General features: G+C 61.1%; 24 protein-coding genes and 1 riboswitch. Of the genes, 3 read left to right on the forward strand and 21 right to left on the reverse strand.

Features of this window, described 5'->3' with window-relative positions; genetic code table 11:
- Nucleotides 1–24 precede the first annotated feature (24 nt).
- Genes SCL_RS10555 through SCL_RS10565 form a run of 3 tightly spaced genes read right to left on the reverse strand, consistent with a single transcriptional unit; the run spans nucleotide 25 to nucleotide 4,639 of the window.
- Nucleotides 25–2,148 carry a sensor histidine kinase, YfiR-like protein-associated gene (locus tag SCL_RS10555; protein WP_172426024.1) on the reverse strand — a complete coding sequence of 708 codons (2,124 nt, stop codon included), beginning with the start codon at nucleotides 2,146–2,148 and terminating at the stop codon, nucleotides 25–27.
- A gap of 12 nt (nucleotides 2,149–2,160) precedes the next feature.
- A complete protein-coding gene (locus tag SCL_RS10560; RefSeq protein WP_096361178.1) occupies nucleotides 2,161–2,691 on the reverse strand; it encodes a YfiR family protein in 531 nt (176 codons plus the stop codon).
- 4 nt (nucleotides 2,692–2,695) lie between these two features.
- Nucleotides 2,696–4,639: a TonB-dependent receptor plug domain-containing protein gene (locus SCL_RS10565; protein ID WP_096361179.1), complete on the reverse strand. Its 1,944-nt coding sequence runs from the start codon at nucleotides 4,637–4,639 to the stop codon at nucleotides 2,696–2,698.
- 362 nt (nucleotides 4,640–5,001) lie between these two features.
- Here SCL_RS10565 and hypE point away from each other — a divergent pair, with 362 nt between their 5' ends.
- Entirely contained in the window at nucleotides 5,002–6,027 is a 1,026-nt protein-coding gene (gene hypE / locus SCL_RS10570) for a hydrogenase expression/formation protein HypE (protein ID WP_096361180.1), read from the forward strand.
- A 32-nt stretch (nucleotides 6,028–6,059) separates the two neighbouring features.
- On the opposite strand, the gene SCL_RS10575 is transcribed toward hypE, so the two are convergent.
- The 12 genes from SCL_RS10575 to SCL_RS10625 form a co-directional block, all read right to left on the reverse strand.
- Complete coding sequence (locus tag SCL_RS10575; RefSeq protein WP_172426025.1) at nucleotides 6,060–6,590, reverse strand: hypothetical protein; 531 nt, start codon at nucleotides 6,588–6,590, stop codon at nucleotides 6,060–6,062.
- A gap of 150 nt (nucleotides 6,591–6,740) precedes the next feature.
- Nucleotides 6,741–6,829: riboswitch (cyclic di-GMP riboswitch) on the reverse strand.
- Nucleotides 6,830–7,054: 225 nt separating this feature from the next.
- Nucleotides 7,055–8,725, reverse strand: coding sequence for a sensor domain-containing diguanylate cyclase (locus tag SCL_RS10580; RefSeq protein WP_172426026.1), 1,671 nt, complete (start codon nucleotides 8,723–8,725; stop codon nucleotides 7,055–7,057).
- A 240-nt stretch (nucleotides 8,726–8,965) separates the two neighbouring features.
- Nucleotides 8,966–9,289 carry a DUF423 domain-containing protein gene (locus SCL_RS10585; protein ID WP_096361183.1) on the reverse strand — a complete coding sequence of 108 codons (324 nt, stop codon included), beginning with the start codon at nucleotides 9,287–9,289 and terminating at the stop codon, nucleotides 8,966–8,968.
- Between the two features lie 193 nt (nucleotides 9,290–9,482).
- Nucleotides 9,483–9,953: a hypothetical protein gene (locus SCL_RS14150; protein ID WP_148665081.1), complete on the reverse strand. Its 471-nt coding sequence runs from the start codon at nucleotides 9,951–9,953 to the stop codon at nucleotides 9,483–9,485.
- Nucleotides 9,954–10,062: 109 nt separating this feature from the next.
- Complete coding sequence (locus SCL_RS10590) at nucleotides 10,063–10,365, reverse strand: hypothetical protein (RefSeq protein WP_096361184.1); 303 nt, start codon at nucleotides 10,363–10,365, stop codon at nucleotides 10,063–10,065.
- 388 nt (nucleotides 10,366–10,753) lie between these two features.
- On the reverse strand, nucleotides 10,754–12,016 hold the full coding sequence (locus SCL_RS10595) for a hypothetical protein (RefSeq protein ID WP_096361185.1): 1,263 nt from the start codon (nucleotides 12,014–12,016) through the stop codon (nucleotides 10,754–10,756).
- Nucleotides 12,013–12,330, reverse strand: a complete 318-nt coding sequence (locus tag SCL_RS10600; protein ID WP_096361186.1) for a response regulator — start codon at nucleotides 12,328–12,330, stop codon at nucleotides 12,013–12,015. Before SCL_RS10600 ends, SCL_RS10595 begins: the two co-directional genes overlap by 4 nt.
- 133 nt (nucleotides 12,331–12,463) lie before the next feature.
- Complete coding sequence (locus SCL_RS10605; RefSeq protein WP_096361187.1) at nucleotides 12,464–13,153, reverse strand: ABC transporter ATP-binding protein; 690 nt, start codon at nucleotides 13,151–13,153, stop codon at nucleotides 12,464–12,466.
- Nucleotides 13,154–13,158: 5 nt separating this feature from the next.
- The gene (locus SCL_RS10610) at nucleotides 13,159–14,394 is read right to left on the reverse strand and encodes an ABC transporter permease (protein WP_096361188.1); all 1,236 of its coding nucleotides are present in this window, start codon (nucleotides 14,392–14,394) and stop codon (nucleotides 13,159–13,161) included.
- Nucleotides 14,384–15,619, reverse strand: a complete 1,236-nt coding sequence (locus SCL_RS10615) for an ABC transporter permease (RefSeq protein ID WP_096361189.1) — start codon at nucleotides 15,617–15,619, stop codon at nucleotides 14,384–14,386. Before SCL_RS10615 ends, SCL_RS10610 begins: the two co-directional genes overlap by 11 nt.
- Nucleotides 15,620–15,673: 54 nt before the next feature.
- Nucleotides 15,674–16,459 (reverse strand): outer membrane lipoprotein-sorting protein, encoded by a 786-nt coding sequence (locus SCL_RS10620; protein WP_096361190.1) that lies wholly within the window; start codon nucleotides 16,457–16,459, stop codon nucleotides 15,674–15,676.
- A 78-nt stretch (nucleotides 16,460–16,537) separates the two neighbouring features.
- Nucleotides 16,538–17,029 carry a helix-turn-helix domain-containing protein gene (locus tag SCL_RS10625; RefSeq protein WP_096361191.1) on the reverse strand — a complete coding sequence of 164 codons (492 nt, stop codon included), beginning with the start codon at nucleotides 17,027–17,029 and terminating at the stop codon, nucleotides 16,538–16,540.
- 81 nt (nucleotides 17,030–17,110) lie between these two features.
- Between SCL_RS10625 and SCL_RS10630 the strand changes: the two genes are divergently transcribed.
- Together SCL_RS10630 and SCL_RS10635 are read left to right on the forward strand one after the other, a co-directional pair.
- Entirely contained in the window at nucleotides 17,111–17,602 is a 492-nt protein-coding gene (locus SCL_RS10630) for a DUF2938 domain-containing protein (protein WP_096361192.1), read from the forward strand.
- Between the two features lie 59 nt (nucleotides 17,603–17,661).
- A complete protein-coding gene (locus SCL_RS10635; RefSeq protein WP_172426027.1) occupies nucleotides 17,662–17,886 on the forward strand; it encodes a DUF2798 domain-containing protein in 225 nt (74 codons plus the stop codon).
- Between the two features lie 250 nt (nucleotides 17,887–18,136).
- On the opposite strand, the gene lspA is transcribed toward SCL_RS10635, so the two are convergent.
- From lspA to SCL_RS10665, 6 genes are all read right to left on the reverse strand, one after another.
- Nucleotides 18,137–18,634: a signal peptidase II gene (gene lspA, locus SCL_RS10640; protein ID WP_096361193.1), complete on the reverse strand. Its 498-nt coding sequence runs from the start codon at nucleotides 18,632–18,634 to the stop codon at nucleotides 18,137–18,139.
- Nucleotides 18,635–18,732: 98 nt separating this feature from the next.
- Nucleotides 18,733–18,963 carry a KOW motif-containing protein gene (locus SCL_RS10645; RefSeq protein WP_148665082.1) on the reverse strand — a complete coding sequence of 77 codons (231 nt, stop codon included), beginning with the start codon at nucleotides 18,961–18,963 and terminating at the stop codon, nucleotides 18,733–18,735.
- A 255-nt stretch (nucleotides 18,964–19,218) separates the two neighbouring features.
- Entirely contained in the window at nucleotides 19,219–19,707 is a 489-nt protein-coding gene (locus tag SCL_RS10650; RefSeq protein WP_096361195.1) for an O-acetyl-ADP-ribose deacetylase, read from the reverse strand.
- A gap of 16 nt (nucleotides 19,708–19,723) precedes the next feature.
- On the reverse strand, nucleotides 19,724–20,026 hold the full coding sequence (locus SCL_RS10655; protein WP_148665083.1) for a hypothetical protein: 303 nt from the start codon (nucleotides 20,024–20,026) through the stop codon (nucleotides 19,724–19,726).
- 96 nt (nucleotides 20,027–20,122) lie between these two features.
- On the reverse strand, nucleotides 20,123–20,521 hold the full coding sequence (locus SCL_RS10660; RefSeq protein ID WP_096361197.1) for a ClpXP protease specificity-enhancing factor: 399 nt from the start codon (nucleotides 20,519–20,521) through the stop codon (nucleotides 20,123–20,125).
- A 52-nt stretch (nucleotides 20,522–20,573) separates the two neighbouring features.
- Entirely contained in the window at nucleotides 20,574–21,230 is a 657-nt protein-coding gene (locus SCL_RS10665; RefSeq protein WP_231969810.1) for a glutathione S-transferase N-terminal domain-containing protein, read from the reverse strand.
- Nucleotides 21,231–21,293 lie beyond the last annotated feature (63 nt).

Below are 21,293 nucleotides of genomic sequence, written 5' to 3' on the forward strand. Positions count from 1 at the left end.
CTTTGTACCTTGCACTCTGCACTTTCATCCCTGTGACTGCCCTCGTGGGTTCGGCGGCGTGCCACCGTCGGCCAGCGCGAGCAGGGTGATACGCTCCTCGTGCGTGATCTGCAGCAATGCCGCCGTGGCATCCGCGGTGAGCGGACGGCTGAGATAAAATCCCTGCACTCCCACCGGCCCGGCCTTGCGCAAAAACTCCAGTTGCGCCATGTTCTCCACGCCTTCCGCGATCACGTACAGCTTGAGACTCTGACACATGGCGATGATGGCCATGACGATGGCCACGTTATCCCTGTCAGCCGGGACCTCACGCATGAAACCTTGATCAATCTTGAGCGTGGAGATGGGGAAACGCTTGAGATAGCCCATGGAAGAATAACCGGTCCCGAAATCGTCGATGGACAATTTCACGCCGGCGGCCTCGAGCCGTTCCAGCGTCGTGGAGGCCGTTCCGGAACTTTCCATCAGGACGCCCTCGGTCAGTTCGAGAGTCAACAGTTCGGGCGCCAGCCCGGTTTGACGCAGTATCTCCAGTATGCGATCTACCAGTTGGCTGTCATGGAACTGCCGGCTTGAGATATTGACCGAAACCGTGAGCCCGGGAACGAGCGCCTGCCAGGCCTGCGCCTGGGCGCAGGCCTGGCGCAACACCCACTCGCCGATCGACACAATCTGCCCGGACTCTTCCGCCACCGGGATGAATTCCGTGGGGTTGACGATGCCGACGTCGGGTCGGTGCCAGCGCAGCAGGGCCTCGACGCCGAACAGGCGTTTGCTGGCCAGATCGAATTGCGGTTGGTAGTAAACCTCGAATTCCTCCCGCTCCAGGGCATGTCGCAGACTGGTTTCGAGCGTCAGGCGATTGAGCGCCCGGCCGTTCATTTCCGGCAGGAAGAACTGGTAGGTGTTCTTGCCCCGTTCCTTGGCGAAATACATGGCGGTATCGGCGTTGCGCAACAATGCATGCATCTCCGTGGCATCCTCCGGGAACAGGCTGATGCCGATACTCGCGCTGATATAGATTTCGTGGCCCTCCAGCCGCAGGCTGTGCGCGAAGGCGCCGATGATCTTCTCGGCCACAATGGCCGCCTGTTCGCGATCGGTCATATCCTCGACGATCACGGCAAATTCATCGCCGCCGATGCGGCAGATGATATCGCCGGTGCGCAGATGCTCGCGCAGGCGTTTCGCCACGCCCTGCAACAGGACATCCCCGATATCGTGCCCCAGCGTGTCATTGATGATCTTGAAATTGTCGAGATCGAGGAACATCAGCCCGGCGCGCTGACCGGTTCTTTGCGCACGCGCGAGCACCAGCTTCAGCTGTTCGTTGAAGAAATGGCGATTCGGCAGCTGCGTAATGGTGTCGTAGTAGGCCAGCTGGTCGAGCCGCTGTTCGGCGCGTTTGCGCTCGCCCAGTTCCTGCATCAGGTCCGCCTGATGGCGCTCGATCTGGCCGAGCATGGCGTTGAATCCTTCGGCCAGTGCACCGACTTCGTCACGCGTTTCCACCCGTGCCCGGGAAGAGTAATCCTTCCGCTCCGAGATCTGGCGCATGAGGTCAACCAGCCGGGCGAGCGGACCGCTGATGCCACGGTGCAACAGCGAGATCAGGAGGAATGCCGCCAGCATCGCGCCGGCCGCCGTCAGCACGATGGCACCGACATACCACATGATACGCACGTAAAGTCTTTCGAGATCCGAGCGCAAATAGACGGTGCCCACAATTTCGCCATTCAGCTCGATCTCGTGAGCGAGCTCGAGATGTTGCGAGCTGAAGCGATGACCCGTTACCGGGCGATCCGGCACTTCGGTCCGCGCCTGGTCCTTGCGCCGGTAAAGGGCAAGCGTTTTGCCGTCAGCCGTATAAAGTGCCGCTTGTTCAATGGAGGGCGAGGCCGCCAGGGCGCCCAGGATCTCCTGGGCCCCGGAACGGTCCCGAAACACCAGCGCGGCGGTGCTGTTTTCCGCGATCATGGCCGTCTGCACGCGCACGTCATCGAGCAGCGCGCGCTGATAGGAATAATACTCGTTGACGAGGAGCAGGATCGTCACCAGCAGCAACGCCACACCGGTCGATGACATGCTGATCAGCACCAGCTTGCGCTTGATGGGCATATCGCGGAAAAGTTGTCGCCAGTATTTCATCCCGTGCATCCGTCAGTACAGGGCGTGCGCCAATCGCAGCAGCTTGGAACTGATGCCCAGCCCGGCGCCCTCAACCGCCGAGGTGTTGATCTCAAACGTGACTCGTTGCTCGACCAGCATGAGATTGATCATGGCCCCGGCGCGGCCCGCGCCCTCGGAATCGGTGACGGTGAGCACGGGGGCGCCCCTTACCGCCTCGAGAATTTTTCCAAGCTGGTGCATTTCGGAATCGGCAATGAAAAGCATGTGACAGCCACGCAACTCCGACAGGGAAGCCGGACGGTGGATTCTGATGGAGGCGTTCTTCACCGGCTTGCCCTCGATATGGTGCACAGCCTCACCGAACCGGTCCTTGCCGAGCAGGCACAGTGTCAGCGCTCCCTCCGGCTTTCCCGGCCATTCGGTGAAAAGCGCGAAGTTGTAGAGAAACGCCGCCTTGAGCTCGAACTCCGGCACCGACTCCACGGCCAGCGCCACCGCTGAACTCGCGAGAAACAGGATTCCTGCAATCAGGTTCCGCCACGATGTCACCTTCACCGGCATGGGATCAGTACCGGTAATTGAGTTTCATGCGCCAGCCGCGTCCGTCCTGCGGGATAACATCCTGTAAATGTTCCTCGCCACCCGGATCGGCGCAGGTCCTGTCCAGCAGGTTGTACAGCGAGGCCGATATTTCGAGCCCCTTGGCCAATTGTCCGCTGGTGAGTGTCAGGTTCGTCAGCGCATAGGGCGAGGTTTCGCCTCCAGACAGCGTCCGGCGCCGATCCGTGTATTGCCACTCGAGTCCGCCACGCCAGGCGGTGGCGGGCAGCGGCGCCGTCAGGTTGAGTTTGGCCAGGTGGCGCGGTGAGTTCGTCAGCACCATGCCGGAGATGGCGTCCTCGGCGCGTTGCAGGGCATAACTCGCGCGCCAGCGCAATCCACTGCCCCGCGCCTGCTCTGCTTCCAGTTCGATGCCCCGGGCCTCGACCTTGTCGAGGTTCTGGTAAACGAGCGTGCCATCGGAGGGGTCCGTGGTCAGCGTGATCAGGTCGTCGATCCTGTAGTCGTACGCCGACAGCGTGAGGCGCGAGTTCGAATCGAGATGGTGTTCGAGCACGAGCTCATACGTAGCGATCTCCTCCGGACGAAGATCCGGATTCAGCTTGTACTGGCCGGGGTTGGCCAGGTAGTAACGCTCGAAAGTATTCGGCGCGCGAAAGGCGGTGCCGTAGATGGCCTTGAGCGTGGTCGGCTCGGTCATGCGGTAAACCAGCGCCAGGCGCGGATTGTTCTGTCCGGAAACGCCGGTTTGCCTGTCATGCCGCAGGCCGGCGTTCAGCAGCAGGTTTTCGCGCAAGCTGATCTCATCCTCGACATACACGCCGGCGCGACTGCCGTGGCGGCGGTCGTCGAGATAGGCGGCCGCGGGATCAACGTCGAAATTGGACTGTTCCTGGCGGGTGTCGCGCTGGTACTCCGCTCCCAGCACCAGCTTGTGACCGCTCCAGGCGTGGCTCATGAATTTGAATTCCGTTCCCCACCACTGACCGACGGTTTCGTCGCGGTTCAGCGTCACCGGCGGATAGTCATAGACGTAGTCGCCGCGGTATTCGTAGCGACCGTAAAACAGGCGCGCCAGCAGGTTTAGTCCGGAGACAAGGTCATCCTCGAACTGGAGATTCGCAAAGGTTTGCATGTCCACGGTGTGGCTGCGTGGATCGTTGAATACCTGATCATACGATGCCGTGGGAATGCCCTTGGTGCGTTCGGCATGGCCTCCCGTGAACAGAAATGCACCCGAGGAAATTTTGGTGAACAGGCTTTGATGACGGTCGTGGTCCAGATTCACCGCCACACCATTATTTTGCGCCGGCGTGTCAAACTCCGGATAAAACAGGTTCTCGCCGTCGCTGTCGAAATTGGTCGCCGACAACAGGTAAGACAAACCGTCGGGGTTGCTGCGTCCGTAAGTAACGCGCCCCTTGCGCGTGCCCGCGTTACCGGTTTCCGCGGACAGTTCCAGGCCTTGTACATCCTTGCCGCCACGGGTGATCACGTTGATCACACCAAAGAAGGCGTTATTGCCGTAGATGGCCGAGCCCGGACCGGGCACGAATTCGACACGTTCGATCAGATCCACGTCCACCGGAAATCCGGTGTCGACGAGCGCGCCGTCATAAACGTTGTCGTTGATGCGGTAACCATCCACCAGCATCAGGATGCGCGAGTTGTAGTCACCCGGGCGTCCGAAGCCGCGCGCGCCGAGATACATGTAATTGCGATCGTTGGTCACGTACAGCCCGCGAATGCTGCGCAGGATGTCCGCCAGCGTGCGATAACCGTAGGCCTTGATGTCCGCCGCGGTGATGATCGTCACCGCCGATGGCGCCTCGCTGATTTTCTGCGGGAATTTGGAGGCGCTGTAGACCTCGAGCGTCAGCAGCTGTTCGATCGGCAGCGTCGTCAGGTCGCGCGTGGCAGCGATGGCACTTCCCATGACGAGACCCATGGCCGTTGCCACGATACACCGTGCGTAACGCCGGGGGCTGATACCGCGCGGCTTCAAAGCAGAGGTGAACGGATTGGCACACATAAAACACACCCCCAATACTTCTTCAGGCGATTTCCCCGTATACCATGGGCCAGCGCCTGATCTCTTGAGTAAGAGCAAAAGCAAGATACATGCCTGAAAATCAGCATAATTTTGACGCTCATCAAAAAGATACTCATCCCATTCAGCGGGTTACAATGGGCAAGACCCGGTAAATGCGTCAACATTGCCTGCCTGCCACGGCCTCGCTCCAAAAACCGTCATTCGCCGTCGGCGTTGCGCGCATGCCGCACGGCGATTAGAGTCCAAAATCATCCGCCATGAACACAGAATCCAACAAACCCCGGTTTCCGCACATTTCACTGGCGCACGGCAACGGCGGGCGCCTGATGCGCGAGTTGATCGAACAGGTCTTTGCGCGCCATCTGTCCAACCCGTTGCTGGACGTGCAGGCCGACGCCGTGCCGCTGCCCACGCCGGACGGTGAGATCATGTTCACCACCGACGGTTTCACGGTGCAGCCGCTGGAATTTCCCGGCGGCGATATCGGCTCGCTGGCGGTGCACGGCACGGTCAACGATCTCGCGGTCGCGGGCGCGACGCCGCTGTATCTCTCACTCAATGCCTTCATCGAGGAAGGCCTGGAAACGGCGCTGCTCGATCGCGTCATCGAAAGCCTCGGGCGCGCCGCCGTGGCGGCCGGCGTGCGCGTCGCCGCCGGCGACACCAAGGTGCTGCCGCGCGGCGAAGGCGGCGGGCTTTATCTCGCCACCACCGGCGTCGGCGTGCGTCGCAAGGGTCTGCGTCTCGATATGCAGCAGATACGCGACGGCGACGCCATTCTCGTCAGCGGGCCGGTGGGCGACCACGGCATCGCAGTGATGCTGGCGCGCGAGCAATTCGGCATGCGCGGCGACCTGCAATCCGACTCGGCCTGTGTGCTGCCCCTGACGCAGGCGCTGCTGCCCCTCGAAGGGCTGCGCTTCATGCGCGATCCCACGCGTGGCGGGCTGGCCATGATCGCGCACGAAATCCGCCGCGCCACCGGCATGGGCATCTACATGGATGAGGGGGCGATCCCGGTGCGCGAGGCGGTGGAATCGGTGTGCGAATTGCTCGGCTACGACCCGCTGTATCTCGCCTGCGAAGGCCGGGTGGTGGCGGTGGTCGCGCCCGATCAGGCCCCGGCGGCGCTGGCCGCCTGGCGCGCCCTGCCGCAGGGACAGGACGCCGCCGTGATCGGCCGGATCGATAAAAGCAGGCGTTTTGTGGTGATGCAGACCGCGCTCGGCGGCGAGCGCATGCTGGACGAACTGGAGGATGATCCGCTGCCGCGGATCTGCTGACGCGCCGACGTGGCGGCGCGTCAGGGAACTGGCTAGAAATTGCCGAGCGTGATCTTGAGCTGGAAGAACAGGATCGGCACCATCTTGGGGTCGACCTTGGGAATGAAGGTCATGTTGAGCGCGACCCGCGACGTGCCCAGCGACACCGCCGGCAGTACACCCGGGAACAGATCGCCATCCTTGAAACCCTTGCGCTTCATGAGGAAGACGATGCCGCCGGCATCGAAATGCATCGGCGTATTGCCCCACTCGAAGCTGGTGCGGTGCAAAAACCCGCCACCGAAATAATATGACGTGTTTTTATTCGAATCCTTGAATTCCGAAGCCGTGAGGAAGGGCACCCACTTTTCGTCGCCCGCGGGCATGTCGTACTGGAAACCCACGCCCCAGTTGCTCTCGTTGTAGTGAACGCCGGGCTGGGTATCGAGGTGAATCGCCTTGCCGTTCAGCAACGCGCTGAACTCACCGGCGTTCGCGGAAATCCCGAAGCACCCGAAACCCATCATGAACATCGCGATGATCGTGGTCCGTACACAGCGTCCAGCAGTCAGTCTGTTTTCCATTGCCATTACCCCCCAATCTTGGCCGGGCAAGGATTCCGGAACGGGTGGGCGACGACACGGATGGGCGTGAGGCGGGGTTACGGAAGACGGCAGCCGCGTGGGCGGAACAGCGCTGTGGCTCTGCCTGCTTCCTTGCCTGGAATGTTGAGTTCCGGCAAACCCGCTGTCATAGGGCCCATGCCCCTTAGACCGGTATCTTTGCGTCCACGGCCTTTCGGCCGGGGTAGCCATTTACAGAACTTGCAACCCATGACAGCGTCCTTCCCTGTCATGCCCTAGATATAAAGCAACTAGCGTGCCAGCCGGGCGCGGGTGGAAACCCCGTGTATTTCCGGGAGGTTTTGCAATATTGCAGGCGGGACGAACAACCTGGATGTTGTCGAAGTGACGTTTCAGGGGAACTGGCCCGCGGGACGAAGGGGCGGTTGAAGGCGTTTCGGCAAGGCTCGCCGACAGACTGGAATTCAGTGCTTGGAGGCAAGCCTCGGATCCGTTACCGGGGATGTCACCGTTTCCGGCAAACCCGCCGGCGTGGAATAGAAACTGACGCCGTTGCGCCCGCCCTGCTTGACCCGGTACATGGCGGCGTCGGCCAGCCGCAGCAGGGCCCGGGGGTCGTGGCCGTCGTCGGGATAAGTGCTGACACCGATGCTGGCCCCGACATGATGCGCGCCGCGTCGGGTCATGACCGGCTGCGACAACAGGTGCAGCAGCTTGCGCGCCACGATATGCCCGGTCTCGAGGCCGTCGAGATCGGCCAGCAGCACGCTGAATTCGTCGCCGCCGATGCGGGCCACGGTATCGGTCTCGCGTACCGCCTGCTTCATGCGCGCGGCGATGGTCTTCAGCAGTTCGTCGCCGATGGCGTGACCGTAGGTGTCGTTGACGGGTTTGAAGTTGTCGAGGTCGATATACAGCACCGCCAGCCGCAGGCCGCGGCGGCGCGCACGCGCTATCGCATCATGACAGGACCGCTCGAACTCGGTGCGGTTCGGCAGGCCCGTCAGCGGATCGTGGGTAGCGAGGAATTTGAGACGCTCCTCGTTTTCCTTGTGCGTCGAGATGTCGTTGAAAACCCCGACATAGTGATCGATCTCGCCGCCGCGCTGGTCGTACACCGCGCTCAGGCTCAGGCGCATCGGATACACCTCGCCGTTTTTGCGCACGTTCCAGACTTCGCCCTCCCAGCGGCCTGCGGAGCGCACGTCCTCCCACACGGCGTAAATCGTCGGGCCGGGAATTTTCACCGACTGCGGCCGCGCAAACAGCCGGCCGACCACCTCCCCGGCCTCGTAACCCGTGATGGCGGCGAAGGCGTGATTGACCGTCACGATGCGCCGCTTGTTGTCCAGGATCATGATGCCGTCCGCGGTGTGCGCGAACGCGTCGGCCAGCAGGCGGTAGTTGTCCTCGGTCCGGCGCGCCTGCGCCAGGAGGCGCGAGGACAGGTAAACGCCGAGCACGATCAGGAGCGAGATGGTCGCGGACACGGTCCACGCCAGCGTGGACTTGAGCCAGCGCACCGCCTCGCCGAGCGTGGTGGTAAAGGCATCTTCCAGCGGCTTCACACCGGCATCGACGGCACGCACCTGATCGAAGATTGCCCCAATCCGCTTCGGGGAATTTCTGCCGGACAAAACTTCAGCGCGCAAATCGCGGCCCAGATGCTGGAGCTGGGCGATATAGCTGTCGCCCTCCTCCCATATCGACACCGCGCGCCGGAACCAGGAATACTCCGCGCAGCAGCGATACAGGCGGATCATGCCGGGGATGTCATCGGGGTGGTTGTCCCCTCCCAGCAACCCGGAATAGGCCTTGGTGTAATCGAAGTCCGGCTTGTCCATCTCGAGCCGCGCACGCTGGTCGCTCAGCGGGATCGCCAGCGCCTGCAGGTAACGTTCGTGATGCCTGGGATCGCGTGTCTGGGCGTACAGCGTAAGCGAGTACACCGCGTCGCGCTGCGCCTTCGACCATAAGCCTTCACCGGCCACATAGGCACGCGCAGCCGACAGTACCTCCATCGCGCCCAGTGCCAGCAGCAGCGAGATAATAATGATGCCCAGAGAGAGGCTGAAGACGGGCACGAAGCGTCGCACGAAACTGGCACGCCCGGAAATGTTCAATACATCCTGCATTACGATCCCTCGCCTGACTGATCCAGTCACCGGCACAAACCCCGCCTGATCCATCAGGCGCCGGTGATTTTCAGACTTCTGAATTAATTTTAGGTCGGGAATTCGGGACCGACAGGAATAAACTGACACACGGTTATTGGGGAATTATCAGCGGCAGGAATTGCGCAAAATTTATGCAACAAAATAGTGGCTATGCCAGAACTCTTGTCGTTTTTGGCAACAACCATTTGCCAAAACGCATCAGGACGACTTCGCGATCGCGATTACAAACACAATCCATGCGGCTATAAACGCCAAACCACCGAAGGGCGTGACCATCCCCAGCCAGCGCCACCCGCTCACGCTCAGCACGTACAGACTGCCGGAAAAAAGAATAATGCCGGCCAGCATCAGCCACCCGGACCACTTGAGCCAGACCGAATCCGCGATCTGCGACGCCACCAGCCCGACGGCCAATAACCCGAGCGCGTGAAACAGGTGGTAATGCACCGCGGTCTGGTACACCGCCAGCATGTCCGCCGTAAGTTTCGCCTTCAACCCATGCGCCCCGAACGCACCGAGCATGACCACCAGCGCGGCATTGATGCCGCCGAGGATGAGGAAGAGTCTTGGGGTTGGGGGCAATTGGAGTCTCGATTTAGATTAATCTGTTGTTGTGTCGCGCCGGTCACAGAACTTTCAGGAAACGTTGTGGCACTTCACGACGTCGGTTGGAGAAACTTGTTATGCCTTTCAGTTGAAAGTTCACAAAAAATAGTTAATGTTTTAACTTTAAATATTTTATGAATCTTGGCTCAATTGTTTTTAGTGTGTTCTCAAGCCAATCATGTAATTCACGCTGTTTTTGAATATTAACTTTCCTCTCTTCTTCTGTGATATTACTACTCTGGAGTTCTCTAGAATAACTCCTCAATTCGTTTGTTTTTAATCTGATTTCTTCTGCAAGAGTTTTAATATCTTCGTCGAATAAGAAATAAGCGTCCTTTGTCGCTCTTAAGAATCTAGTGCGTTCCTCTTCCTCGTGCGCTGGGTCACCAACTAACATTTCGGATATAAATCGAGTAATTGATTGGTAGATTTCTATTCGTCTGTCAAATAGTTGGTTTTTCAGCTGATTGCGGTTTGTAAACCATTGTTGACTAGCAATGATGACTGCGATAAGCGCAATTATTGATGGCGCAATGGCTGAAAAGTAGTCTATGAACGGTGTTGAGGTTTCAGTACACATAATATTTAGACATAACGTTTTGCTGTGCCGAGTCGGCCACGGAAACAACAGAAAACGTGGCGCGTTATCCCCAACGTCTGCTTGAGAAAATTATTAGCCGGTAATCTCATTATTTTCTCTTGAGCCAAATGTACTGATTTCGAAGAAGTGTGATGTACAAAAGCGACAATAAAAGCTTGAATCCTCGCAAGTTACTTCCGCATTCAAATTCAATGGTATTCCCTGCCATCTCAAATTCGACAATGTTGCTGCGACACCAATCAATTTTTAAATTGAGCCTGTGCTTGCCTGGGGCGACGTCGAATTCGATTTTTTGACCATTCTTTATTTCCGCAATAACCTCGCCATCAAGGACAACCTTATATGCACGAATTCTGTCTGCATATCCTGAGTCCCTTTTGATTCTGATCATTTTCTCTTTCTCTCCAGCTAAGAGGAATATTGGGCTCAGTCCACATTTTACTCACTTTTTGGCACGATTTTGCTAACCACCCCGTATGGCGCGCCCGAGCATCGCAGCCGGCATCGGGGTAGTCGCGCGCCTCGTGTTTGAGCCCAAGCCGCGTTGTGGGCGGCTGGCGAGTTGGGGCGCGCGCCGATGCCGGCGAGAAGCGCAAGGGGGTATTCGCGCCATCCGGGGGCGTGCTTTCTTTGGTTACTTTCTTTGCACGAGCAAAGAAAGTAACCTGCCGTGGGTCAGCCACCCACAAGTAGCTTTTGCGTCGCGCGCGGAGCGCGCGATACCATTAATACTTGGACCCCGGCTTTCGCCGGGGTGACGACAATTTTGGAATGACAGCTTAAAAATAATACCCCCCTCTCACATAAACCGACTTCCCGGTAGAAGCAAACGCCGAACTCCCCGCCACCGGAACACCCCCATACTCCGTCCCACGATCGCCGGAAGGCAGATTCAACCCCGCCATCAGTTGCACATCCTGCTGCCAGTCATATACCCCGCGCAGCTGGAAATACTTGCTGCCGTCGTTCAGGTTCGCAATGAGGTTGGTATACAGATTGAACAACGGCGTCAGCTCGACTTGCAGGCCGAGCGCAGCATAGTCGCGCGCCAAGGTGAACAGTTCGCCACGCGCGATGCGGGCGCTGAGCTCGGCACTGGGCGCCGGATAATTGGCGCGGTCGGTTTCGCCGACGCCGTTGCGGAAATACTCGATATAACCGTAAACGTTCTTGCCGCCCCATATCCACGAATAATCCAGGTTGGTGACGAGCGAGGTGGCGCGGCCGCCGCTATCCAGATCGGTAACGCTCGCATCCAGCCGCCACACCGCCCCGCCGATGCTTTTCACCACACCGGCGCCGGCCAGGTTCTCGCTGAAATGGCGCGCGGCGAGCATATCAACATCGACACCCGCGAAACGCATGCGAAATTTGACGGCGTAGGTACTTTGATCGCTTTCCACATGGCGCGTAGCGGGGTCGCGTCGCGGCAGCAGGATCGCCTGCACATCGTCCCTTTCGCGCACCAGCCATTGACCGTAGAGCATGTCGTCACCGGTCTTGTAATCCTTGTCGATGGCCAGCGGCGGAAACGGATTGACGAAATCGAACGGCTGGAACACCAGCCCATTGCCCCAGCTCACGGCCTGGCGCCCGAAGCGCAGCGTCTGCCCTGTGCTGCCGTGGCCGACGGAAAGCCGGTCGAGCCGGTGCACCACGGCGCGGCGGTCGCGGTCCGTGACCGTATGCGTCAGGTCGAACAGCCGGCGGCGATCATCCGGCAGGCCGCTCAATGTGCCGGTAAAGGGAAATCCCGCCGCGGCGATGGCGCGGCGCGCGGCCAGAGTGTCGCCCTGAAGTGCGAGCAATTCGTAATGTGCCGCGAAATCCCAGGGACCACGGCGGTCCTCGGCCTTGAGGCGCAAATCCAGGGCATGATCGCGCGCCGGGTCGTCGCCGAACACGGCGGAAATGTCATCAGCGCGGTAGTCGGTATGGGTGTACTGATACTTGATATGGCCGCCGAATATTTCATCGTCAGCCAATACCGGCGCGGCGGCGAGCGCGACAAGGCACAACAGCGCCCGCGCGCGAGGAATCATCCGCTTTTGCCGAGGCGCCCGAGCACGCGCTCGACCGCCGAGCCGCGCGCCACGCATTCGCTCGCGCCCGCGGCCTTGGCAGCGCGGAATCCCTCGGCGTCCACATGCGGCCCGAAGGCCAGGATGTCGGTGGCCGGGAACTGCGCGCGCAATATGCGGATATGCCCGGCGGCGTCACGCGCCGTCAGGTCGACGACTATGAGATCGGGCGTCTCGGTGCTGTCACGCTTCAGCAGCTGCGCGCCGGCGGCCTTCCAGCGCGACTCGATGCGCACGCGGCTCATGAGATCGTCCGACCAGAGAAGAATTTTCATGCTAATACCTCGTCGTGCTGCGAAAGATACGTAGCCCGGATGGAGCGCAGCGCAATCCGGGAATCGACAAGCATTTTCCCGGGTTCCGGCCCTTCGGGCCTGCACCCGGGCTACATGATAAACCGGTCATGATTCAATCCCGCCGCATGTCGTCCACGATCCTGCCGTCGCGCAACGTGATCAGCCGCCGCGAGAAGTCCATCACCAGCTTGTCGTGGGTGGAAAAGATGAAGGTCACGTTGTGCTCGGTGTTCATGTGCACCAGCATCTCCATCAGCGCCTGCGCGGTCCGGGAGTCGAGGTTGGCGGTCGGCTCGTCGGCCAGCACCAGCGACGGCTCGGACACGATGGCGCGCGCCACCGCCACGCGCTGCTGCTGCCCGCCCGAAAGCTCGCCCGGACGGCGATCGGCGAGATCGCTCAGACCCACCTCCTTGAGGATTTCCATCGCCTTGTCGCCGCGCTCTTGCGCCGCGACACCCTGCAGCTGCATGACGAACTCGACGTTCTCGCGCGCGGTGAGTACCGGGATCAGGTTATAAGCCTGAAACACGAAGCCGAAGCGCTCCAGCCGCAGGCGCGCGAGCGCGCCCTTGTCGAGCGCGGCGAGCGCGATGCCGTCCACCTCCACCTCGCCGGTCGTGGGCGTGTCGAGTCCGCCGATGAGGTTGAGCAGCGTGCTCTTGCCGGAGCCGGACGGGCCGGACAGGCACAGGAAATCCTTTTTCGGGACTTCGAGGTTGACGTCGGTGAGCGCCTCCACGGCGACCGCGTTCTGCCGGTAGACCTTGCTCAGGTGGCGGCACACGACTGTGTTGTCCATGATTCTCAGGTCCTCGTTATCGCTTCCACCGGCACGTAACGCGACGCGCGCCACGCCGGATAAAGACTGGCCAATACCCCGAGCACGATTACTATTATGTTGGCGGCGGCGACGTCGCCCGCGGCCAACGCCGGGTACATGACCGGGCTCATGCCCACCAGTTCGAGACCTTGCGCGAACATCGAGAGATCGATGCCGCCCTTGAGTCCCGTTACGCTGATCCACGATGTCAGGTTGCCGAGGGCGAGCGCGATCCCCAGCAGGATCAGCGATTCCACCAGCACCTGACCGAGAATGAAGCGCGGCGGCATGCCGAGCGCCTGGAACAGGCCGAACTCGCGCATACGCTCGAACACCGCCATGAGCAGCGTGTTGACCAGCCCGAACGCCATGGCCGTGAACACCACCGCGAACCAGATGAGCAGCACGACGTTATGCAGCCTTTCCATCAGTACCAGCAGCGGCTGCAACTCGGTCCAGGGGGCCACGTCCTCGCCGGGCGCGGCCGCGCGCAGCGACGCCACGATTCCCTCCAGCCCTTTGCGGTCCGGCGTCATCACCGCGACCTCGGAAACATCCTGGCCGATCTTGAGCATCTGCTGCGCGACGCCGAGACCGATGAACACGTAACCGGTCTCCATGGCCTGCGGCTCGGCGTCAAAGATGCCGACCACCCGGAAACCGCGATCGGCGATCTGGTTGCCGGCGTCCTGGCTCATCAGCACCACGCGCCGGCCGAGTCCGGTTTCGAGCTGTTCGGCCAGCTTGCGGCCGAGCAGCAGGCCCGGGTCGTCCGGCGTGGACAGGTACGCGCCGTCGGTGACGGCCTTGCTGATGAACGACAGGCCGCGCTCGCCCGGCGGATCGATCCCCACCAGCACCACCCCGGCCGATTCGCGCTCGCTCGAAATCACCGCCGGCACGCGCACGCGCGCGCTGGCGGCGACTGCCGCCTTCGTGCGCAGGGCCTCGGCGAGTGCCGGGGTCACGGCGAAGCGATGTTCCACCGCCGGATCGTCGCGATAACCGGGCGCATGGATCTGCACATGTCCGGTGAGGTTGAGGATCTCCTTCCGGATCTGCTCCTCCATGGAACCGCGGATCAGCGCCGCCATCACGATCATCGACCAGATGCCGAGCACCAGCGCGAACAGCATCACCAGCGTGCGGCGCGGGTGCCGCCACAGGTTGCGCCAGGCAAGCGTCAGCAGCAGCGGCGGGCGTGCCGTGTCAGGCGGCATGGATGGCCTCCACCGGTTGCAGCTTGCGAATCCGCAGAGCCGGGTACAGGGCCGCGACCAGAATGAAGCCGAGGATCACCGCCGGCCCGATCAGGATCGCCTTGGGCGAGAGCTTGGGATAAATCAGCGCCGGCAGGCCATATTGACCCATGAACTCCTTGAGGCCGGGATAGGTAAACCCGTGCACCGACAACCAGGCGGCGATCCCGGACCCGATGGCAATGCCGATACCCAGACCGATCAGCGCCAGCAGCGCCGTTTCGGCGAACACCAGCGTGCCGATGCGCAGCGGAGTGGCACCGAGCGCCAGCATGATGCCGAGCTCGCGCGTGCGTTCCAGCACCGACATGATGAACGTGTTGAGAATGCTGAGCGTCACCACCAGGATCAGCGCCACGTAGATGAACCAGTCGATGGTCCAGTCCGCCTCAATGACCTGCCTGAGGCCGGGAACCAGCCGGTCCCAGTCGAGCACCGCCAGCGCCGGCGCCGCCGGTAGCAGGCGCGCGACGTCGCGGTGCATCGGCGGCAGGCGCGCCAGGTCGGGCGCGAGCAGCGCAATCGCGTGCGCGCCCTGCCCCAGCCCGAACAGCTCCTGAAAGCTGGCGAGCGGCATCTCCACCAGCACCCGGTCGAGATCGCGCATGCCGCTTTCGAAAATGCCCACCACCGGCACGATGGTGGCGGCCACCGAGCCGTCCATGGCCGAGCCGAGCAGCGTCAGCTCGTCACCGACCCGGACGTTGAGATTCTTCGCGAGCGGCGCGCCGAGCACGGCCTCCTGCGCGGCGCGCCCGGACAGGAAGCGCCCGGACTTCATGAGGCGCGGCACGGTGGATACGTCCGGCTCATGTTCCGGCTCGACCCCCACGACCTGGACGCCGTAGCTGCGCGTGCCGCTGGAGGCGAGCGCGAACGCCTGGGCGCGCGTCGCGATCGCCACGCCGCGCAACGCCGGCTCCGCGCGCAAACGCTCCGCCAGCGCGGCCGCATCCGGGATGATCTTGCGAATCTGCGGCTTGTCGAGGTAGCCCTCGCGTTGCACCTGCATCTGGGCGGTAAAAATGCGCAGGCTGCTGTCCACCATCAGGTCGTACGAACCGAGCTGCAGGGTGATGAGGAACACCATCAACGCCGTGACGAAGGCGATCGCCGAGGCCGTGAGCCAAGTCCGGCGCTTGTGCCGCCACAGGTTGCGCCAGGCAAGACGGAGGATGATGGTCATTCGTACTCCGTTACTTGGCCGTCATTCCGGCAAAAGCCGGAATGACGGCATAAATTACTCCCGCGGATTCCGCAGGTTGGACAGGGTGAAGGTGCCGGCGGCGATGGGAATGCCGAAACGGACTTCCCGCGTCACCACCTCGGTCCATTCGCCGGGTTTGTCCACCCGCTGCATGCGCTCGCGCGCCGCCACCCGCTTGCCGCCCATGGAGCGGATCTCGGACACGGCCAGTTTTTTCACCAGCGCGCCCTGCTGGTCGTAAAACGCGTGCTCCAGCATGATCCAGTCGTCGCGGATTTTCACGACTTCACGGCCCCACACTACCGGCGCCGTCTCCTTCGGGATCGATTCGATGACGTAAACCGTGTGGCCCTCGTGCGTCTCCTTGCCCAGCAGCTTGTGCGTGTACTGCTCGATCAGCTCGTCGGCCTTGGCCAGATCATTGTTGGAAAAGTCCGACCCCATCCAGCTCTGGCTCATCATGCTCGAAGGAATCTTGATCACGCGGTTGATCTTCGGCGTGAAACTCCACATCTCGTTGTCCAGCAACAGCGTGGCGTTGCCGGCGTCCTTGGGCGGCGCCGTGACACGCACTAGTGATTCCTTCTGTCCGCGGGTCCAGACGCGGATGGTCATGGTCCGCTCCCAGTCGGGGCGGCGGATGGTCATGTCGGTGACGGAATAGGACGAAGTATCGCGCCAGTAGTCGATGGCGCGCTGCACCAGCGTCGCCGCGTCCTCGGTCGGCGCGGCGGCCAGGGCGCCATGGAAAAACAATGCGGCCAGAAAGCATTGCCATCGTGCCGCCAGGAGAAATGAGCGCTGCGCTTTCACGGCCATGGCATTATTGCCTGCCACCGGATAATTCACAACGAAGGGTTTGGCGGTAAACAGGAAATAGATTACGGTTTTCCCCGGTTATTTTTTATTCCGCCGGCGAAACCGTGGCCTGTTCTCCGGTTTCGCTGATTTCGAATATTCCGGCTCGCGTCGTCCTGACGCAAGCTTGTTGCCTGGCGCGCCAATGGCTCCGGAGGCAGCACCGCGCAACAAACGGCGAAACGTCGGGCATTCCATGTGGCTCGGCGCGGGGCAGACGGCCGCATGTTGCAAGCCGTCACGCACGGCGCTCAGCTTCTGAATCGTCCGGTCCAGTTCCTCCGCCTTGGACGCGAGCGCACGCCGGTCGATGCGTGGGCGCCCGTCAGGGGCGAACATGCGGGCGATTTCATCGAGTGAGAAACCGGCAGTGCGCCCCAGCGCGATCAGCGCCAGCCGTTCCAGCACCCGCGGATCGAACAGGCGGCGCAGGCCGCGCCGACCGACGGAGACGATCAGGCCCTTCTCTTCATAGAACCGCAGCGTCGAGGCGGGAACCCCGGAACGCTTCGCCACCTCGGTGATGTCCAACTCCCGTCCCCCTTGACCTCAAGTTGACTTGAAGTGGCACTATGCCGCCTGTGCCAACTGATAGCAAGCAAGGAGACAGACATGAACTTTGTGGCAAGCAGTTTTCTCGTGGGCGCGGGCGCGACCGCGGTGATCGACCTCTGGGCGATCGCGCGCCGGCGCCTGCTTGGAATTCCTCCGCCGGACTACGGCCTGGTGGGCCGCTGGCTGGCGCACATGCCGCGCGGGCGCTTTCGCCATGACTCCATCGCGGCGGTGTCACCCATACCCGGCGAGCGCCTGATCGGTTGGACCGCCCATTACCTGATCGGAATCTCGTTCGCGGCCATCCTGCTCGGCGTCTGGGGACCCGCGTGGATTCACCGCCCGACGTTCGGGCCGGCCCTGGTCGTCGGCATCGGCTCCGTGGCGGCACCCTTCCTGGTGATGCAGCCGGGCATGGGTGCGGGTATCGCCGCCAGCCGCACGCCGCGCCCGGCCGCCGCCAGGATACAGAGCCTCGTCACGCACGCGATTTTCGGCCTCGGGCTCTATGCCGCCGGATGGGCGACGAATTTCCTGTACACGCCGTGATGGCGAACTTTTGCAACGAATCTTGTAACTAGTCAGATACTTTTACAAAGGAGAATGAAATGCGTATACCTTCCCGATTCGCACCGGTCCTCTTCGGTGCCCTGCTCTCGGTCATCATGGTCGGCATCGTGTCGGCCTTCGTCCTGGCAACCAGCCGGGGAATAGACGCGGAGTTCCCGGCGCAATGGTTCCGGAGCTGCCTGACGACATGGCCGGTGGCTTTTCCCACAGTGCTGCTCGTCGCGCCGTGGGTGCGCCGGGTCGTCGGCCGCGTGACCGCCTGACGTATCCCCCGCAGCCGTCCGGCTGGGCCAACAGGGGCCGGACCTGAAATTTTATCTGCGATCACTGATTTGCCAGAAAATTGAGCCTGATCCCTTTTGCCCACTCGAACTGATAATTGCGGAACGTGTGCTTCTCTTTCTGCTTCATCGGACACCTCCGGTTAACTGCCTTAGGGGGAGGTGTCTACTTTTTCAGGGTAACTTCACCGAGGGTCGCGCAGCGACCCGAAGGTCGCTCTCGAAGGTGTAGTCAGAAGCCAGCTTTTCGTTCATGTTTCAGGCTCCTTACGATGAGGACAATAGCACCAACCGTTATTGCTACATCAGCAATATTGAAAATACCGGTTCGAAGGTTACCAATCCCAATGTTCAGGAAATCGACTACATAGCCACGGTACGCCATTCGGTCGAAGAGGTTGCTGAGGCCACCGCCAACAATGAGTGAAAGCGAAAATATTGTGGTTTGTTGCAACGCTGGCGCGAACAGAAGGTAGCTGAGAATTCCGAACAAGATTGTGGCAATACCGACCGTAAACAACAGCCCTCGTGCTTTCTCAGGCAATGATGCCCCGATGCTTAAAAACGCTCCAGGGTTCTCCACATACTGCAACCGGAATGTGTCGTGTGCGAATGACAATACTTCGTTTCGAGGCAGATATTCTTTTGCCACGGCTTTTGTTGCCTGGTCGCAGCCAACGCACGAGAGAAGCGTGATGGCGACAACTACTATTCGTATAAATCTCGCCATGCAATCTCCTTCGCTTCTAACGCTGGGTTGAGCGGCGCGTGGCGCCAATGTGGCAGGAAACGGTGCGCCGTATCACCGCGTCCGCCTCGAACCCAAAGTTAGAAGTCAACGTGCTCAATTTGTGATTGCCGAATACGAGTATCGAATCCGGTTTCTAACTCAAGCACAAAGAGAGGATCTTCTCCTAGCTCTTCAACACTTACCAATGATCCATTCTTGCCTTTGTGCTTGCCCGCAACTATTCGAACATAATCGTTATGCTCGAAGCGCACTCCCTCGATCGGTTTGTGCGCTAGGAAATCATTGTGTTGGTCCATGGTTGGTTTCATGACTTCTAACGATGATTAGAGGACATATTGACGGTTATTAACATTAACACCGCGCCCGGCATTTTTATTTTCAATGACTTACGGCTGATGGGCCCGGAGATAGGTTGCAAGATTGCGGTATAACATGCAAGAAATCGTCAAACCGTCCTATAACATGCAGAAAACAGGCATGACACGGATGCGAATTATTCTTCTCCCGCAAAGCTTTTCCGTGACTTACGGCGGCGCCCAATAATAAGGCCGCGACAGAACTTATTACTTCAGCAACTCCTCGTACAGTTTCTTGTCCCCCTCACTGAAACAGCAGGCGATAATCTCGTCGAACCGGTCCTCGTGCTCGCGCATGACCGTTACGGCGATTTTCGCCGCCTGGTCTTTCGGGTATCCATAGACGCCCGTGCTGATGCCGGGAAAAGCGATGGTCTTCACGCCGTGTTTGAAGGCGAGCTCAAGTGAATGGCGGTAGCAGTTCGCCAACAACGTGGGCTCGCCAGATTTGCCGCCGTGCCACACGGGTCCGACGGTATGGATGACCCATTTCGCGGGGAGTTTGTAGCCGGGCGTGATTTTCGCCTCGCCCGTGGGACAGCCGCCGAGGGTGCGGCATTGCGCCAGCAGCTTCGGGCCGGCGGCGCGGTGGATGGCGCCGTCCACGCCTCCGCCACCGAGCAGGGATTCGTTGGCGGCGTTGACGATGGCGTCGACCTTGAGCGTGGTGATATCGGCTTGGAGCGCGCGGATCATCGGACCCCGGGTCCGCTCAGGGATTCACGGGAACCTTGACCCCGGGCGGCGGGTCCATGAGCGCCGGCACGTTCTGCAGAGGCGACTCGGCGCGCGGCGGCGCCACGCGCTTCATCTGGTCGCTCTCGTCCGGGCGCGGCGCCGATTCGCGTGCGTGCGGCGACAGCTTGACGGCCTCGCGCTGCGGGCGTTCGGCACGCCTTGGCTGATCTTGTTTCTTTTGGGCTTCGGTATTTTCCGGTGCTGTCTTGTCGGCGGCACGCATCGGCAAAGCAAAAACCAACATGGAAAAAACCAGGAGGATCATTAATACGCGCATGAGCTGTCTCCGTGACAAACTGTCTTTAACATAACCCAAATGACGCACACCGGACATGTTTGCCGCGCCAGCGGCGTGAAGCAGGCGATGCGCGCGCTATTTCACCACGCGCAGGCTCGGTCCCTTGCCTGGCGGTTTCCCGCCGGGCGGGTTGTCCTCCGGACCGGGTTCGGGCGTGTCACCGCCCGGCAATTCGGGAAACGTGATGCCCTGGTTGTTTTCACGCGCGTAGATCGCGAGCACGGCGGGGTACGGGACTTCCACGGAAAGGCTCTGGCCGCCGAAGCGGGCCGCGAACCGCAGGGCTTCGGCGGCGAACTCGAAACGCCCCACCGCACGCGGATGGATGTTCAGCACGATGCGGCCGTCCTGGACGTAATTCGCCGGGACGTTCACCCCCGCAGCGGTGGCATCGACCAGCACCTGCGGCGTGAAATTATTGTCCACCGCCCAGTCATAGACGGCGCGGAGCAGATAAAGCTTGATCGGGGTCATGCGCCGCGCAGCACTGGCGCGCGCGGAAAAATCGGGCGCGGGGTCTGGCGCTTCACCGGGAGGGCGTGCGCATCGCCTTTTCCGCCTCGGTGAGCGACAGCTTGAAGGATTTGCGCTGAAACAGCTTGTTGGCGTAATCGAGGATGGGCTTGGCCTGGCGCGGCAGCTCGATGTCCCAGTGATCCAGCCGCCACAGCAGCGGCGCCAGCGAGCAATCCACCAGCGAGAACTCCTCGCCCAGCGCGAACGGCTGTTCCTTGAAGATCGGTGAAATCACGGTGAGCCCGTCGCGCAACGTGTGGCGCGCCTTGGTCGCGGACTTCTTGTCGCCGCCGGTGATGTCGCGGATCAGGCCGTACCAGTCGCGATCGAAACGCACCAGCATGAGCCGCGCGCGGGCGCGCGAGACCGGATCCACCGGCATCAACGGCGGGTGCGGCAGGCGTTCGTCGAGGTATTCGTTGATGATGTTCGACTCGTACAGCACCAGGTCGCGGTCCACCATGGTCGGCACCTGGTTGTAGGGATTGAGCTCGCCCAGCTCGCGCGGCTTCTTGTTGACGTCCACGTCCACGATCTGGCACTCGATGTCCTTCTCGAACAGGACGATGCGCGTGCGGTGGCTCCAGGGATCGGACGTGCCCGAGTACAGCGTCATGATCGGCTTGCGCGCCGCGGGCGTGGTGCTCATCACGTTTTTGTCGATCATGTCACTCCGGGACGGCGGGCCGCCGCTGTCGATGATTCGTGCCAGTTACCGACCCGGCACGAA

The organism is Sulfuricaulis limicola (assembly GCF_002355735.1).
In the GTDB taxonomy this organism is placed as follows: Bacteria; Pseudomonadota; Gammaproteobacteria; order Acidiferrobacterales; family Sulfurifustaceae; genus Sulfuricaulis; species Sulfuricaulis limicola.